Here is a 12989-nt window from a genome sequence, read left to right as displayed (position 1 = left end):
GGCGTCGTGTCGCCGGCGATGGCATCACCACCCTCCGGGCCGGGCTCAAGACACGTTGTCGGCAACCTGCGCTTCAAGGGCCGAGAGCGTCAGGCGGTCCGGCAGGCCTTCCATGTCGCCGCGTACCTGGACTGCGCGACTGCCCAGCAGGTTGGCACGCCGCATGGCGTCTTTCGGGGAGAGCCCCTCCAGCAGGGCGCTGACGATGCCCACGGCGAAGGCGTCGCCTGCCCCCACGGTATCGATGACCTGGTCGACGCGTTGGCCGGGCACGCTGAAGGCGGCTTCCTGGCCACCGATCATTCCGCGGTAATAGCTGCCCTCAGGACCCAGCTTGACGATGACGGCCTTGGCACCCTGTTCAAGGTAGTGGCCGGCAATGGCTTCGGGCGTCTTGTGGCCGGTCAGACGCTCACCTTCGGCAAGCCCCGGCAGTACCCAGTCGGCGCGGCTTGCCAACTGATTGAGGGTATCGCGCATTTCCTGCTCGCTCGACCACAGGGTAGGGCGCAGATTGGGGTCGAAGGAGATGCTGGCACCGGATTGACGAGCCTGCTCGAAGAGATGGAACGCTAGCTCACGGCAGCTGGAAGAGATGGCCGGGGGGATGCCGGTGGCATGCAGGTGGCGCAGGGCGCTGAAATCGATGCCATCGGCATCGCGGGCATTCATGCGGCTGGCGGCGCTGCCCTGGCGGAAGTATTCCACATGCGGGTCTTCGCCCTGACTGGCGCGCGCCTTGAACATCAGGCCGGTGGGGGCTTCGCCATCTCGTGTGAGGTGACGGCAATCCAGCCCATTGTCTTGCAGGGTCTGGCGCAGATAACGCCCGAGGCTGTCGTCACCCACACGGCTCAGCCAGCCGACATGAAATCCCAGCCGGGCGAGGCCGATGGCCACGTTGGTATCGGCGCCGGCGATGCGTCGCTCGTAGTGCGAGACCTGTGCAAGATCGCCCTCGCTTTCGGCGACCAGCAGCGCCATGGCTTCGCCAAAGGCGAGGATTTCCAGTGGCGAGGAAGAAGAGAATGAGGATGGCGTCGATGACGCGTTGGCTTGCTCAGACATCATGGCGTGTCCTGTGTAGTTGGAGCCGTTCCTTGTGCTTGTCCTGCATGACGACACGGCTGGCGAAGCCGCGCCGTCATGGAAATTGCCGTACTGCGCATTGTCGGTCAGACGTCACTCACTGCACGTCACTTGGGCAATGACTCAGAGCTGGCGCTTGCCGTCCACCAGACGCGGCAGGCCCTGGGTGCCGTCACGCAGGGTCGGGCTCAGCAGTGCCTCGGGCAGATCCTGATAGCAGACCGGGCGCAGGAAGCGTTCGATGGCCGCGCTGCCCACCGAGGTGGTGCGGCTGTCAGAGGTTGCCGGCCAGGGGCCACCGTGGACCATCGCCTGACAGACTTCGACACCCGTCGGCCAGCCATTGGCGAGAATGCGACCGGCGCGACGCTCGAGCACCGGCATCAGGGTGCGGGCGGCGTCGATATCGGCATCGTCCAGGTGCAGGGTGGCGGTCAGCTGGCCTTCCAGGTGCTCGCAGACCGCACGCATCTCGTCCAGATCGCGACAGGCGATGACCAGCGAGCTGGCACCGAAGACTTCTTCCTGCAATGCGGCTTCACTCAGGAAGTCGCTGCCGGTGGTGCGGAACAGCGCGGTCTGACACGGACTTGCGTTGTCGCCATCCAGTGCGCCGCGTGCGACTTCCTGGACCTGGGGCAGGGCGGAGAGCTTCTCCACGCCACCCCGGTAGGCGTCGTGTATGCCCGGCGTCAGCATCGTCTGGCAGGCACTGGCCGCGACATTGTCGGCGGCGGTCTTGAGGAAACGCTCCAGCGCTTCGCCTTCGAGGGCCAGCACCAGTCCCGGGTTGGTGCAGAACTGGCCGGCGCCCATGTTGAGCGAGGCGATGAAGGCCTGTCCCAGCCCTTCGGCACGGGCTTCCAGCGCGGCCGGCATCAGCAGTACCGGGTTGATGCTGCTCATCTCGGCGTAGACCGGGATCGGCTGAGGACGTGCCTGGGCGGTCTTGAGCAGTGCGGTACCGCCACTGCGTGACCCGGTGAAGCCCACGGCCTGAATGCGCGGATTATTGACCAGTGCCTGACCCAAGGTGTTGCCGCTGCCGTAGAGCAGCGAGAAGACGCCTTCCGGCAGGTTGCAACGTGTCACGGCGCGCTGGATGGCGCCGCCGACCAGCTCGGACGTCCCCGGGTGAGCGGAGTGTGCCTTGACGATGACCGGGCAGCCAGCCGCCAGTGCCGAGGCGGTATCGCCACCGGCCACCGAGAAGGCCAGCGGGAAGTTGCTGGCCCCGAAGACGGCGACAGGGCCGAGGCCGATGCGACGCTGGCGCAGGTCGGCGCGCGGCATCGGGCTGCGTTCCGGCATGGCCGGGTCGATGCGCACATCCAGCCACTCACCGGCGCGCACGACGCCAGCGAACAGGCGCAGCTGACCGCAGGTACGGCCACGTTCCCCTTCCAGACGAGCCCGCGGCAGGCCAGTTTCCTGAAGGGCGCGCTCGGTGATCTGCTCGCCGATGGCCTCGATTTCCTCGGCGATGGTCTCGAGGAAGCCGGCGCGGGTTTCAGCATCCGTTTCCCGGAAGCTGTCAAAGGCGTCGTGTGCCAGCTGGCAGGCCAGCTCCACCTCACGGGCACCACCGGCCGGATAGCCCGGCGCCAGGCGCTCACCGTTGGCAGGATTGATGGCGTGTACCGGCTTGCCGTCGGCCAGCAGACTTTGCTGTCCGATGATCTGGTGGCCGCGCAGTGTCGTCTGATCGGAAGGTGACATAAGGCGTCTCTCTTTTCGTGGGGCGTTCTTTTCGTGGGCGCAGTCCGCAATGTCCCGCCTCCATCGCCCTCATGGGGCGCGACGCGGGACAAAGGAATGCTCGTCTCGACTGACGGTGCATGGCGGGACTGTTGCGTGCCGACATGTCATGAGGCCGAGGGCGAGACATTCAGGCTGCTGGGGCGCGTCTCATGGGCGCGATGCCGTCGTGGGCGGTATGCCTCACGGGCACATCTGGCCGCCATTGATGTCGATCACCTGGCCCGTGATGTAGCCACTGGTGGCGTGGGAGGCGAGGAACAGGAAGGTCGGTGCACATTCCTCGGAGGTACCGAAGCGGCCCATGGCGATGCTGCCGGCGATCTTGGCACGCAGCTCTTCGCTCTTGTCTGCGTGGAAGACGGTATCGATGGTGCCCGGCGACACGATGTTGAAGCGCACGTTGTCCTTGGTGAATTCCTTCACCCAGTTGCGGTGCAGGTTGTGCAGCATGGCCTTGGTGCCGCCGTACAGGGAGGCGCCGAGACCACCGCCCTCGCGGCCCGCGATGGAGCCGGTGCTGATGACGCTGGCGGTGGTGCCGGAATCCTTGGCGGAGGCCTTCAGATGCGGCATGGCATATTTGGTCGTCATGATCGCGGAGCGCAGGTTCAGATCCATCACCAGATCGAAGGCGGCATCATCCAGGCTCTCGAGTCCGGCACGCACGCCCAGACCACCGGCATTGTTGACGAGCACGTCCATGCCGCCGAAGGCCTTGGTGAAGTCCTCGACCAGAGCAGCACAGCCTTCGCTGGTGGACAGATCACGTGCGAAATATTCAAAGCGGACACCGGTGGCTTCCATCTGGGCGATGGCGTCGCGCGCCGCGTCATCCTGCTGACGGCTGTTGATGCCGACAAGCGCACCTTCACGGGCGAAGGCCACGGCAGCTGCCAGACCAATACCCTTGGTGGAGCCGGTGATGAGAACTTTCTTCTGCTTGAGATCAGTGAACATGTGGGATTCCTGGTAGTGGAAAGCCGTACGCTCTTGGAGGCGGCATGGCGGAAGTGAACAATCAGGAGGGAGCGGTGGCGAGCCTTGGCTCCCTCTCGGCACGAGTCACCTTAGCCCAGGCAGACAGGATCGACAAACAAATAATGACAACTAGTGGATAGTGCTTTAGTGCAGTCTCATGGTCTCGGACGGCAGATGATCTGATCCTGGAGACGCCTTCGGCAGGTGAAGACGTCCTGTCGTGATAGTAGGGCTTCAGCGTGACAAGGAGAGGTGAAAAATGTCTCAAATGGAGAGATAAATTATAATAAACAATGAGTTATGTATTTGTTTCGGTGTCGGTGTCGCCGTTTGTCTCGCAGGGGTTACGGCCATTGGATAAGGGTCATGATGGACGGTGTCAGCTATCCTGAGGGTCGGTTTCACCACAATGTCTCGACATTTGACCCTCGCTTCCTGCCCACGCTGCATTTTTGGATTGGTCTAAAGTTCAAGTTGTCATAACTTGTAAAATTCGTGCATCCCGATGACACTGATTCCAGTGCTCGGGGCAGCCAACGCCAATCATTGAAACGCCTGTCCCACGCTGTAGCGCCGCAACAGACACAGCCACGCAACGCCTCCATAACAAGACAACGAGAGAGTCTTCGCCATGCGTAAATTGTCACAAGTCCTCTGTGCATCCGTTCTGACCCTGTCCGCCTCCGCGGTGATGGCAGCTGACTATCCCTACAAGCCCATCACGTTGATCGTGCCCTGGTCTGCCGGCGGTGGCAGTGATGCGGTCGGTCGGCAGCTGGCAGCAGGCCTGCAGGAAGAGCTCGGTCAGCCAGTCAACGTGGTCAACAAGACCGGTGGTTCCGGAGTCGTGGGACACATGGCCATGAAGATGGCACGTCCCGACGGCTATACCCTGGGGCTTGGCACTGCCGAGATCGCCACCTACCAGCATATCGGCACCGCCCAGCTGTCCTACGAGGACTTCACGCCGATCGCGCTGCTCAATCTGGATTACGCCTCCTTCACGGTAAATGCCGATTCCGAGTGGGAGACGCTGGATGATGCACTGGCGGCCCTGAAAGCCAACCCGAGCGACTACACCCTGTCCGGCTCCGCGCCGGGGGCGGCTTACCATCTGTCCTTCGCCGGCTTCCTGGATCAGCAGGGCATCAACCCGAATGACGTGACACTCGTCCCCAGTGAAGGCGCGGCACCGGGCCTTCAGGAACTGGCGGCAGGTGGCGTGGACATCGTGTTCTCCTCACTCCCGGAAGTGGAATCCATGCGCAAGTCCGGTCGTGTCAAGGCGCTGGCGGTGTTGGCCAATGAGCGCGTCGACTCCTTCGAGGATATTCCGGCAGTCAAGGAAGTCACCGGTGATGACTGGAGTCAGGGCTCCTGGCGTGGTCTGGTCGGTCCCAAGGGGCTGCCGGAAGACGTGACCGCTCGCCTGTCAGAAGCCACCGAGAAGGTCTGGAAGTCCGAGCAGTTCCAGGACTTCATGGCCAGCCGCGGTTACGGCACCGTCTGGGAAGATGCCGAAGGTTTCCGTGCCTTCATGAAAGATCAGGATGAAAAGAACGCAGCCACCATCGAAAAGCTGGGCCTGGCCAACTGAGCAGGTCCCATCGCCTGGTGTTCGATCGTTTCCTCCCGAGTCTTCATGAGTAACCGCACATGCGTACCAACGACAAGGTGACGGGTGTGGTGACGGCAGCCTTCGGGGCTGCCGTCATATATGCCTCCCTCGACCTGAAGAACCTGCCGCGCCAGGAATATGGGGCCGGTACCTTTCCCACCGTCATCGGCGCACTGCTGATACTGTTCGGGGCCATCCTGCTGGTCCGTGGGCTGCGCAATCGTGAAGTCTGGTTTGCCTGGCAGCACCCCGTGCCATTGGTCACCTTCATCATGACACTGGCCGCCATCTGCGCGTCTATCGTGGCCTACATCTACCTGACACCGATCGTGGGCTTCCCCGTGGTGTCCTTCGTGCTGCTCACGCTGCTGCTCTATACCTTCCATCACCGTCGCTGGTTGCCTGCCGGGGGTATCGCACTGGTGGCGACAGGCGTGATCTGGGAAGTCTTCGGCCAGTTGTTGCACGTGCCGCTTGAACTGGGCCTGCTGGAAAAGGTGATCTACTGATGAGTGACTTACTGCAAGCCGCCACGATGGTATTCACGTGGGAAGTGATGCTGATCATTCTCGCCGCGTCGCTCTTCGGGCTCTTCATGGGGGCGATTCCGGGACTCACCGCTACCATGGCCACGGCCCTGCTGGTACCGGTGACCTTCTTCATGGACCCGCTGCCCGCGATTGCCGCCATCGTGTCCGCCACGGCCATGGCCATCGTGGCAGGGGACATCCCCGGGGCGCTGTTGAGGATTCCCGGAACCCCGGCCTCGGCGGTCTATACCGAGGAAGCCTATGCGATGGGCAAGCAGGGCAAGGTCGGCCTGGCGCTGGGTCTGAACGTGACCTGCTCGATGATCGGTGGCGTGATCGGGGTGCTGATCCTGGCCTTCTTCGCACCGCGCATCGCCGAGTTCGCCATCCAGTTCACCAGTGACGAGTACTTCTGGCTGGCGCTGCTGGGGCTTTCCTGCGCGATTCTCGTCTCCGGCAGTGACCCGCTCAAGGGTGGGATCTCGATGCTGGCGGGGCTGGTCATCGCGATGGTGGGCATGGACAGTGTCTCGGGTCAGATGCGCTTCACCTTCGGCAACTACGACCTGCTGGCCGGTATCTCCATTCTGCCGGTGCTGATCGGGCTGTTCGCGATTTCCGAGCTGATCCGTCGCATGCCGGAAACCCGCAATGCCGCACCGCTGGTGCCGCCTGTCATCAAGCGTCCCTTCGAAGGCGTCGGCGCAGCGCTCTGGAAATACAAGGGCGGTGTCGTTCGCGGCGGTGCCCTGGGAACCGTGATCGGGGCCTTGCCGGGTGCCGGTGCCGATATCGCGTCCTGGATCAGCTATGCCGTGAGCCGCAAGCTCTCCAGGACACCGGAGAAGTTCGGCAAGGGCCATCCGGAAGGTCTGGTCTCGGCCAGTTCCGCCAACAATGCCTCGCTTTCCGGTGCCTATATTCCGGCACTGGTCTTCGGTATCCCGGGGGACACGGTCACGGCGATCATCATCGGCGTCCTGATGACCAAGGGCATCACGCCGGGTCCTGACGTCTTCGTCGAGCAGGCACCGCTGGTCAATGCCATCTTCATGGTCTTCGTGCTGGCCAACCTGCTGCTGCTGCCACTGGGCTTCATGGCGATCCGCGGGGCGCGCCACATCCTGTCGATTCCCACCGGCATCCTGTTCCCGCTGATTCTGATGTTCTGCATCGTCGGGGCGTTCGCGGCCAACAATGCCATGTTCGATATCTGGATCATGCTCGGTATCGGTCTGGTGGGCTTCTTCATGGCCGAGAACGATTTCCCGGTCGGGCCGATGATTCTGGCAGTGATTCTCGGGCCCATCGTCGAGAGCAACTTCATGCGCTCGATTCTCAAGTCCAATGGCGACCTGACCGCCTTCGTGGATCGTCCCATCGCCATGGTGCTGGCCATCGCTGCGGTGGCGGTCTGGACCATGATCATCGTCAACGGGGTGAAAGCAGGGCGTCGAGTGCCGCAGACACCGGCATCGGAACTCCCTCAGGATGCCTGAGTGAGATGACGCGTCGGATCGAGAGGGACTTGCGGGGGAGTGCCCATGGAGGGGACTGCCCCGCAGCCTTTCCTCATGCGGTCAGGTTTCCGGTAGAATCGCACACCATTCGACATGCCTGAAGGTGGACCCAGAGTGATGAGAAAGGGCGACATGACACGATGAGTGAGGCAGCCAAGCATTCACTGGCCCTGGTGGTCTACGAGAAGATTCTCGCAGCCATCATCAGTGGAGAGTATCCCGTCAACAAGAAGCTGCCGACCGAAGCACGCCTCTGCGAGCTGTATGAGGTATCGCGGCCGGTATTGCGAGATGCCCTGGCGCGTCTGCGCGAGGACAATCTCGTCGTCTCGAGGCGGGGGTCCGGCAGTTTCGTCATCAACCGACCTGACAGTGCGGTGCTCGAGTTCGCACGGATTTCCAGCATCGCTGACATCCAGCGTTGCTTCGAGTTTCGCACCAATGTCGAGGCCAGTGCGGCGGGGCTTGCCGCACAGCGACGCACCCCGGAACAGCTGGAGCAGATCCGCCAGCGTTTCGAAGCCATCAACCAGGCCAATCTCAATCATGACCGGGCCTCGGATGAAGACTTCGAGTTCCATCTGGCGATCACCGAAGCGGCCAGCAATCATTACTACGCCACCGTGCTGCGTTCGCTGAATCAGAGCATCAAGGAAGGCATGAATCTGACGCGCGGCCTGTCGCTGCGTGCCTCCGAGGAGCGCCTGCGCATCGTCCAGGATGAGCATCAGGCGATCATCGATGCGATCGCCGGCAAGGATGCCTCCGCCGCGGAAAGCGCCATGCGCGCCCATCTCGAGGGGGCGCGTCGGCGCATGTTCGAGGGTGTACAGACGCCCTGACGACTGACTTGCCAGGCGATCCACTGTCTACGACAAGGCCCCTGATCGGTGACGATCAGGGGCCTTGTCGTAGATGGGCTCTGACAACACGCAGATTGGCCTCGCGTCGTCACATCCTGCCGTTTCCCTTTCGTTGCATCAGGCGATGTCGATCTGGTAGCGGAAGTCGCTCGCGATGCCGTAGGAGCGTCGCAGCTCCAGTGGCGTGCCATCAAAACCGGTGGCGATACGGTCGATCACCATGACCGGTGTCTCGACGGGAATGCCGAGCATCGCGGAGGTCAGCGCATCGGCAATCCCCACCGAAAGCGTTTCCTGAGCATGGGCGATCAACTGGCCACACAGCGCTTCATAGGCGGGGTAGAGCAGGTCGCCCAGGGCGTCCTTCGGGGTGTCGAGCAGGGCAGCGAAGCGCTCCTCGGGTAGCCAGATGCGCTCGTGAAAGAGTGGCTTGCCATCGATGCGCCGCACGCGTTCCAGGTGGATGACGCGTGCCCTGGCCTTCAGCGCGAGGGCCTGGCGAACGTGCTGACTGGCGGGCTCGCTCTCCAGCGACAGGATGTCACTCTCAGGAATGCAGGTGTTGCCCTGCTGATCGACCTGGCGGAAGAAGCGCGACAACGAGCGCGTGAATTCCGGACGGCGCACGAAGGTGCCTCGGCCTTGCTGACGGTCCAGAATACCGTCCTGCACCAGGGTGTCGATGGCCTTGCGTACCGTACCGATGGCGACCTCGTATTCACGGGTCATCTCGGCTTCGGTGGGGATCGGTGTGCCCGGTACCCAGTGGCCTTCGGCAATCTGCAAGAGAAACTCGTCGCGCAGACGCTGGTAAAGCGGAAGGCGAGAGTCCGATCCATTGATGCCCCGAATTGACCGTGCTTGCGGCATGTATTGCTCCTTTGGTCGCGGGTCACTGCTGTCAGCGTGTTTTTTACGCTAACCTGTCACTCGATAATTCATATATATGTTTGCATGAATGGGTGCGAGTCCCTGCGCCCATGCCATACGCCAGATAGTGAGTGACGTTGATGACTGCGGATTCCCCGACAATGTTGTGTAGCGGCGTCGATACCCACGCCCATGTCTTTCTCCATGACCTGCCGATGGCCCAGGGCCGTCGTTACAGTCCCGAGTATGATGCCACGTCCCAGGCGTATCTGGCGCAGCTGGATGCACAGGGCCTGTCGCATGGTCTGCTCGTTCAGCCCAGCTTTCTTGGCACGGACAATCATTTTCTGCTGGAGGCGCTTGCCGCCTCTCCTGAGCGCCTCAAGGGCGTGGTGGTGGTCGACAGTGCCATTTCCATGGCGGAGCTGGACCGCATGCAAGCGGCGGGCGTGGTCGGCATTCGCCTCAATCTGATCGGCGCGACACCGACGGACTATCTCGGTGAGGAATGGATGTCGCTCTATCGTGAGCTGGCGCGCCGCCAGTGGCATGTGGAAATCCAGCGCAGCGTGGCCGATCTCGCCGATTTTCTGCCGCGCTTGATCGAGACTGGCGTGACGCTGGTGATCGACCACTTCGGTCTGCCGAAGGAGGGTGAGCTGGTCCCGACACTTCCTGAGCATCAGCGTTTTCTGACACTGCTGAGCTCGCCGCAACTGTGGGTCAAGGTCTCTGCCCCGTACCGCTCGGGCGCAACGCTTGAGCAATCGCGACGCTCGCTTGCCGTGCTACGCCAGGCCATGGGCGATGACCAGCGATTGCTCTGGGGCAGCGACTGGCCGCATACCCGTTTCGAGCACGTGACCGATCATGCCGCCCAGACACAGGGCATGCGCGATCTGCTGATAGACCCGCATCTGATCGAACAGGTGATGATCCGCAATCCGGGCCGCCTGCTGACGCTATAGCCACATCTCTCCTGTCCCCACATAACAAGAGTGTTCGCCATGTCGAGTCTTGTCGTCATACTGGCCATCGTGGTCTCGATCGTTCTGGGCTATCGGTTACGCCTGAACATCGGCCTGTTCGCCATCGCCTTCTCCTATCTGATCGGCTGCTTCTGGTTGGGGATGTCGCCCAATGAGGTGATCGGCCTGTGGCCGCTGAAGATCTTCTTCATCATCTTCTCGGTCTGTCTGTTCTATAACTTCGCCATCGTCAACGGCACGCTTGAGAAGCTGGCGGAACATCTGCTGTATCGCTGTCGCAACGTGCCTGCCTTGCTGCCGTTCGCGATCTTCTTCTCGTCGGTGATCATCTCGGCGCTAGGGGCGGGTTACTACACGGTACTGGCCTTCATGGCCCCGATCACGCTGCTGCTGTGTGACAAGACTCGCCTGTCGCTGATCGTCGGTGCGATGGCGGTCAACTATGGCGCGCTGGCGGGGGCCAACTTCGTCTCCAGCCAGAGTGGCATCATCTTCCAGGGCTTGATGACGGGCGCAGGCATCACCTCTGGCGATGCCTTCCATTACAGCCTCGGCATCTTCCTGGCGACCATGGTCGTGCCCATCGTGGTGCTGGGGATGCTGGTGCTGTTCTCGCTGCGCAACCACTCAGGCGGCGTGCAGATCACCGATGTGTCCCAGCCCTCGCCGATGAACCGTGAGCAGCGACTGACATTGCGTCTGACGTTGCTGTTGATGGTCACTGTATTGGCACCGCCGATCACCGCGATGATCCTGCCGGATAATGCGCTGGTGGCTTACGTCAACGACCGCATCAACATAGGACTGATTGCCAGCGTGTTCTCGGTGATCGCGTTGCTGATGAAGCTGGGGGATGAACGCAAGGCGATCGCTTCGCTGCCGTGGGGCACCATCATCATGATCTGTGGTGTCGGCATGTTGATCTCCATCGCGATCAAGGTCGGCACGATCGATCTGCTGGCTTCCTGGGTGAGTGGCAATATTCCGGTCTACGCGGTACCGATCGTGTTCGGAGTGATCTCCGCCATCATGTCGCTGTTCGCCAGCACGCTGGGCGTGGTGACACCGGCGCTGTTTCCGGTGGTGCCGGCATTGGCCGCTCAGCTGGGGATCGACCCGATGATCCTGTTCGTCGCCATCGTCATCGGTGCGCAATCCACCGCCATCTCGCCATTCTCCTCTGGCGGCAGCCTGATCCTGGGCTCATGCCCCAGTGAAGAGCGTCGCAATGACCTGTTGCCCAAGCTGCTGTTCAAGGCCGCGCCGCTGGGCTTCGGGGCTGCGCTGATCTTCAATTTCCTGTTCGCCTTCGTGTATTGAGGAACGGGAATCTTCTCTTCACCTTCTGTAAGCAGAAGCTCTGGCAAGCTGTAACGCAAGAGACAAGAAGCCCCTGACAGGTTCGCCTGTCAGGGGCTTTCGTCTTCAGAGGCAAGGGTGCCGTCCTGCTCACTCAGGGAAGCGGGATCATTGGCAGAACCTGGCGGGCGACAGGCTGCGCGCGTATTCCGGCAGGGGTTCGTGCGCCACCGTGCGGGCCACCAGATCGCCCGTCTCGGCCGAGAGGGTGAGCCCCAGATGGCCATGCCCATAGGCGAGCAGCAGGCCGGGACAGCCGGGCATCTCGCCCACTACCGGCAGACCATCGGGAGTGGAATGGCGCACGCCCATCCAGTGGCGGGCGACGTCGAGCGGTTGGCCGAAGAGCGTCTCGCCCCATTGCGTGAGGGCTTGCCAGCGTTGTGGCGAGGCGGGGCGCGATGGCGCGCAGAATTCGGTGGTACCCGCCAGGCGTATGCCTGCGGCCATGGGCGAGGCGTAGAAGTGATGCGCCAGCCAGCCCACCGGGCGTGAGAGTGGCAGCGAGGTGGCGAGTTCGATGTGATAGCCGCGCTCGCTGACCACCGGCAGACGCTTGCCGAGTCCCGCCAGCAGCGAATTGCTCGCGATACCGGCGCAGATCACCACATGCGGGACCTCCTGTGAGGTGGTGGCGGTGTCGATGCGCCAGCCGCCACTGGCAAGCGGCGTGAGGGCATCGACCTGCTGAGCCGTCCACTCAAGGCCGCCTTCTTCTAGCTGTGCGAAGAGCTGGCGGCTGAGTGACAGCGGGCTGGTGAGATGGCGGGTATCAGGGTAGTAGAGGCCGCCTGCCAGTCCCTTCGAGTTGAGCGACGGCTCCAGATCCCGCAGCTCGCTTGCGCCCAGTGCCTGACATTCGACTCCGTCATGACGTTTCGCCCGGGCCATCTTCTCCAGCGATGCCGGGGTGATGGCGGTGTCGCGCTGGATCTGCAGACAACCTGTCTGGCTGGCCAGTGCAGTGGGCGCTCTGGTCTGCAGGTCATCGATCAGAGCATGCTGTCGTTCGACGGCATTGGCCAGCAGGGCGATCAGATCTGCCTTGTGGCGCTGGAAATTGGAGGGCGTTGCCGCCTTGAGGAAGCGCCAGCCGAAATCCGCGAGGGCAGGCGTGTGGCGCAGGGCGATGGCAAGGGAGGGCTGCCTGCTCAGCAGATGGCCCGGCAGCTGACGCAGGGTATCGCCGCTGGCCATCGGTGAGGTGGCGTAGTTGGCGATGAGGCCGGCGTTGCCGAAGGAGGTGCCTTCGCCGATGGGATTCGGGTCATACAAATGAACGTGATAGCCACGTGCCTGCAAGGCGCGGCAGGTCGCCAGGCCGATGATGCCGGCGCCGATGACGGCGATGCTGTCGTGGCTCGCCACTCGGGCGGCGGGGGATTGCGTGGTCATCGCGCGGACTCTCTTTG

General features: G+C 62.5%; 11 protein-coding genes. 6 read left to right on the top strand and 5 right to left on the bottom strand.

The window, feature by feature from the left end; genetic code table 11:
• Positions 1 to 45 precede the first annotated feature (45 nt).
• The 3 genes from F8A90_RS10720 to F8A90_RS10710 all read right to left on the bottom strand — a co-directional run bounded on the left by F8A90_RS10720 (position 46) and on the right by F8A90_RS10710 (position 3807).
• On the bottom strand, positions 46 to 1068 hold the full coding sequence (locus F8A90_RS10720; RefSeq protein ID WP_200019988.1) for a sugar kinase: 1023 nt from the start codon (positions 1066 to 1068) through the stop codon (positions 46 to 48).
• A gap of 144 nt (positions 1069 to 1212) precedes the next feature.
• Complete coding sequence (locus F8A90_RS10715; RefSeq protein WP_200017124.1) at positions 1213 to 2808, bottom strand: aldehyde dehydrogenase (NADP(+)); 1596 nt, start codon at positions 2806 to 2808, stop codon at positions 1213 to 1215.
• A 222-nt stretch (positions 2809 to 3030) separates the two neighbouring features.
• Positions 3031 to 3807, bottom strand: a complete 777-nt coding sequence (locus F8A90_RS10710) for an SDR family NAD(P)-dependent oxidoreductase (protein ID WP_200017123.1) — start codon at positions 3805 to 3807, stop codon at positions 3031 to 3033.
• A 652-nt stretch (positions 3808 to 4459) separates the two neighbouring features.
• On the opposite strand from F8A90_RS10710, the gene F8A90_RS10705 reads away from it, so the two are divergent.
• The 4 genes from F8A90_RS10705 to F8A90_RS10690 all read left to right on the top strand — a co-directional run bounded on the left by F8A90_RS10705 (position 4460) and on the right by F8A90_RS10690 (position 8338).
• Positions 4460 to 5425 carry a Bug family tripartite tricarboxylate transporter substrate binding protein gene (locus F8A90_RS10705; RefSeq protein WP_200017122.1) on the top strand — a complete coding sequence of 322 codons (966 nt, stop codon included), beginning with the start codon at positions 4460 to 4462 and terminating at the stop codon, positions 5423 to 5425.
• 59 nt (positions 5426 to 5484) lie between these two features.
• Positions 5485 to 5955 (top strand): tripartite tricarboxylate transporter TctB family protein, encoded by a 471-nt coding sequence (locus tag F8A90_RS10700; protein WP_200017121.1) that lies wholly within the window; start codon positions 5485 to 5487, stop codon positions 5953 to 5955.
• Positions 5955 to 7475 (top strand): tripartite tricarboxylate transporter permease, encoded by a 1521-nt coding sequence (locus F8A90_RS10695; RefSeq protein ID WP_233593284.1) that lies wholly within the window; start codon positions 5955 to 5957, stop codon positions 7473 to 7475. Before F8A90_RS10700 ends, F8A90_RS10695 begins: the two co-directional genes overlap by 1 nt.
• A 161-nt stretch (positions 7476 to 7636) precedes the next feature.
• Entirely contained in the window at positions 7637 to 8338 is a 702-nt protein-coding gene (locus tag F8A90_RS10690) for a FadR/GntR family transcriptional regulator (RefSeq protein WP_191237242.1), read from the top strand.
• A 138-nt stretch (positions 8339 to 8476) separates the two neighbouring features.
• Here the strand turns inward: F8A90_RS10690 and F8A90_RS10685 are convergent, their stop codons facing one another.
• Entirely contained in the window at positions 8477 to 9229 is a 753-nt protein-coding gene (locus F8A90_RS10685) for a GntR family transcriptional regulator (protein ID WP_200017120.1), read from the bottom strand.
• A 140-nt stretch (positions 9230 to 9369) separates the two neighbouring features.
• On the opposite strand from F8A90_RS10685, the gene F8A90_RS10680 reads away from it, so the two are divergent.
• Both F8A90_RS10680 and F8A90_RS10675 read left to right on the top strand, forming a co-directional pair.
• Positions 9370 to 10197: an amidohydrolase family protein gene (locus tag F8A90_RS10680; RefSeq protein ID WP_191237240.1), complete on the top strand. Its 828-nt coding sequence runs from the start codon at positions 9370 to 9372 to the stop codon at positions 10195 to 10197.
• Positions 10198 to 10236: 39 nt separating this feature from the next.
• Positions 10237 to 11538 (top strand): SLC13 family permease, encoded by a 1302-nt coding sequence (locus F8A90_RS10675; RefSeq protein ID WP_200017119.1) that lies wholly within the window; start codon positions 10237 to 10239, stop codon positions 11536 to 11538.
• 147 nt (positions 11539 to 11685) lie between these two features.
• On the opposite strand, the gene F8A90_RS10670 is transcribed toward F8A90_RS10675, so the two are convergent.
• Positions 11686 to 12972 (bottom strand): FAD-dependent oxidoreductase, encoded by a 1287-nt coding sequence (locus F8A90_RS10670; RefSeq protein ID WP_200017118.1) that lies wholly within the window; start codon positions 12970 to 12972, stop codon positions 11686 to 11688.
• Between the last annotated feature and the right edge of the window lie 17 nt (positions 12973 to 12989).

This window comes from Cobetia sp. cqz5-12, from assembly GCF_016495405.1.
Taxonomy (GTDB): domain Bacteria; phylum Pseudomonadota; class Gammaproteobacteria; order Pseudomonadales; family Halomonadaceae; genus Cobetia.
This window is presented reverse-complemented; position numbering and strand designations above follow the sequence as displayed.

Excerpts from the sequence above, each read along its gene's own strand:
- F8A90_RS10675 (WP_200017119.1), top strand. The coding sequence starts at position 10,237 with ATGTCGAGTCTTGTCGTCATACTGGCCATCGTGGTCTCGATCGTTCTG.
- F8A90_RS10705 (WP_200017122.1), top strand. The coding sequence starts at position 4,460 with ATGCGTAAATTGTCACAAGTCCTCTGTGCATCCGTTCTGACCCTGTCC.
- F8A90_RS10680 (WP_191237240.1), top strand. The coding sequence starts at position 9,370 with ATGACTGCGGATTCCCCGACAATGTTGTGTAGCGGCGTCGATACCCAC.
- F8A90_RS10670 (WP_200017118.1), bottom strand. The coding sequence starts at position 12,972 with ATGACCACGCAATCCCCCGCCGCCCGAGTGGCGAGCCACGACAGCATC.
- F8A90_RS10695 (WP_233593284.1), top strand. The coding sequence starts at position 5,955 with ATGAGTGACTTACTGCAAGCCGCCACGATGGTATTCACGTGGGAAGTG.
- F8A90_RS10700 (WP_200017121.1), top strand. The coding sequence starts at position 5,485 with ATGCGTACCAACGACAAGGTGACGGGTGTGGTGACGGCAGCCTTCGGG.
- F8A90_RS10685 (WP_200017120.1), bottom strand. The coding sequence starts at position 9,229 with ATGCCGCAAGCACGGTCAATTCGGGGCATCAATGGATCGGACTCTCGC.
- F8A90_RS10690 (WP_191237242.1), top strand. The coding sequence starts at position 7,637 with ATGAGTGAGGCAGCCAAGCATTCACTGGCCCTGGTGGTCTACGAGAAG.
- F8A90_RS10710 (WP_200017123.1), bottom strand. The coding sequence starts at position 3,807 with ATGTTCACTGATCTCAAGCAGAAGAAAGTTCTCATCACCGGCTCCACC.
- F8A90_RS10720 (WP_200019988.1), bottom strand. The coding sequence starts at position 1,068 with ATGTCTGAGCAAGCCAACGCGTCATCGACGCCATCCTCATTCTCTTCT.
- F8A90_RS10715 (WP_200017124.1), bottom strand. The coding sequence starts at position 2,808 with ATGTCACCTTCCGATCAGACGACACTGCGCGGCCACCAGATCATCGGA.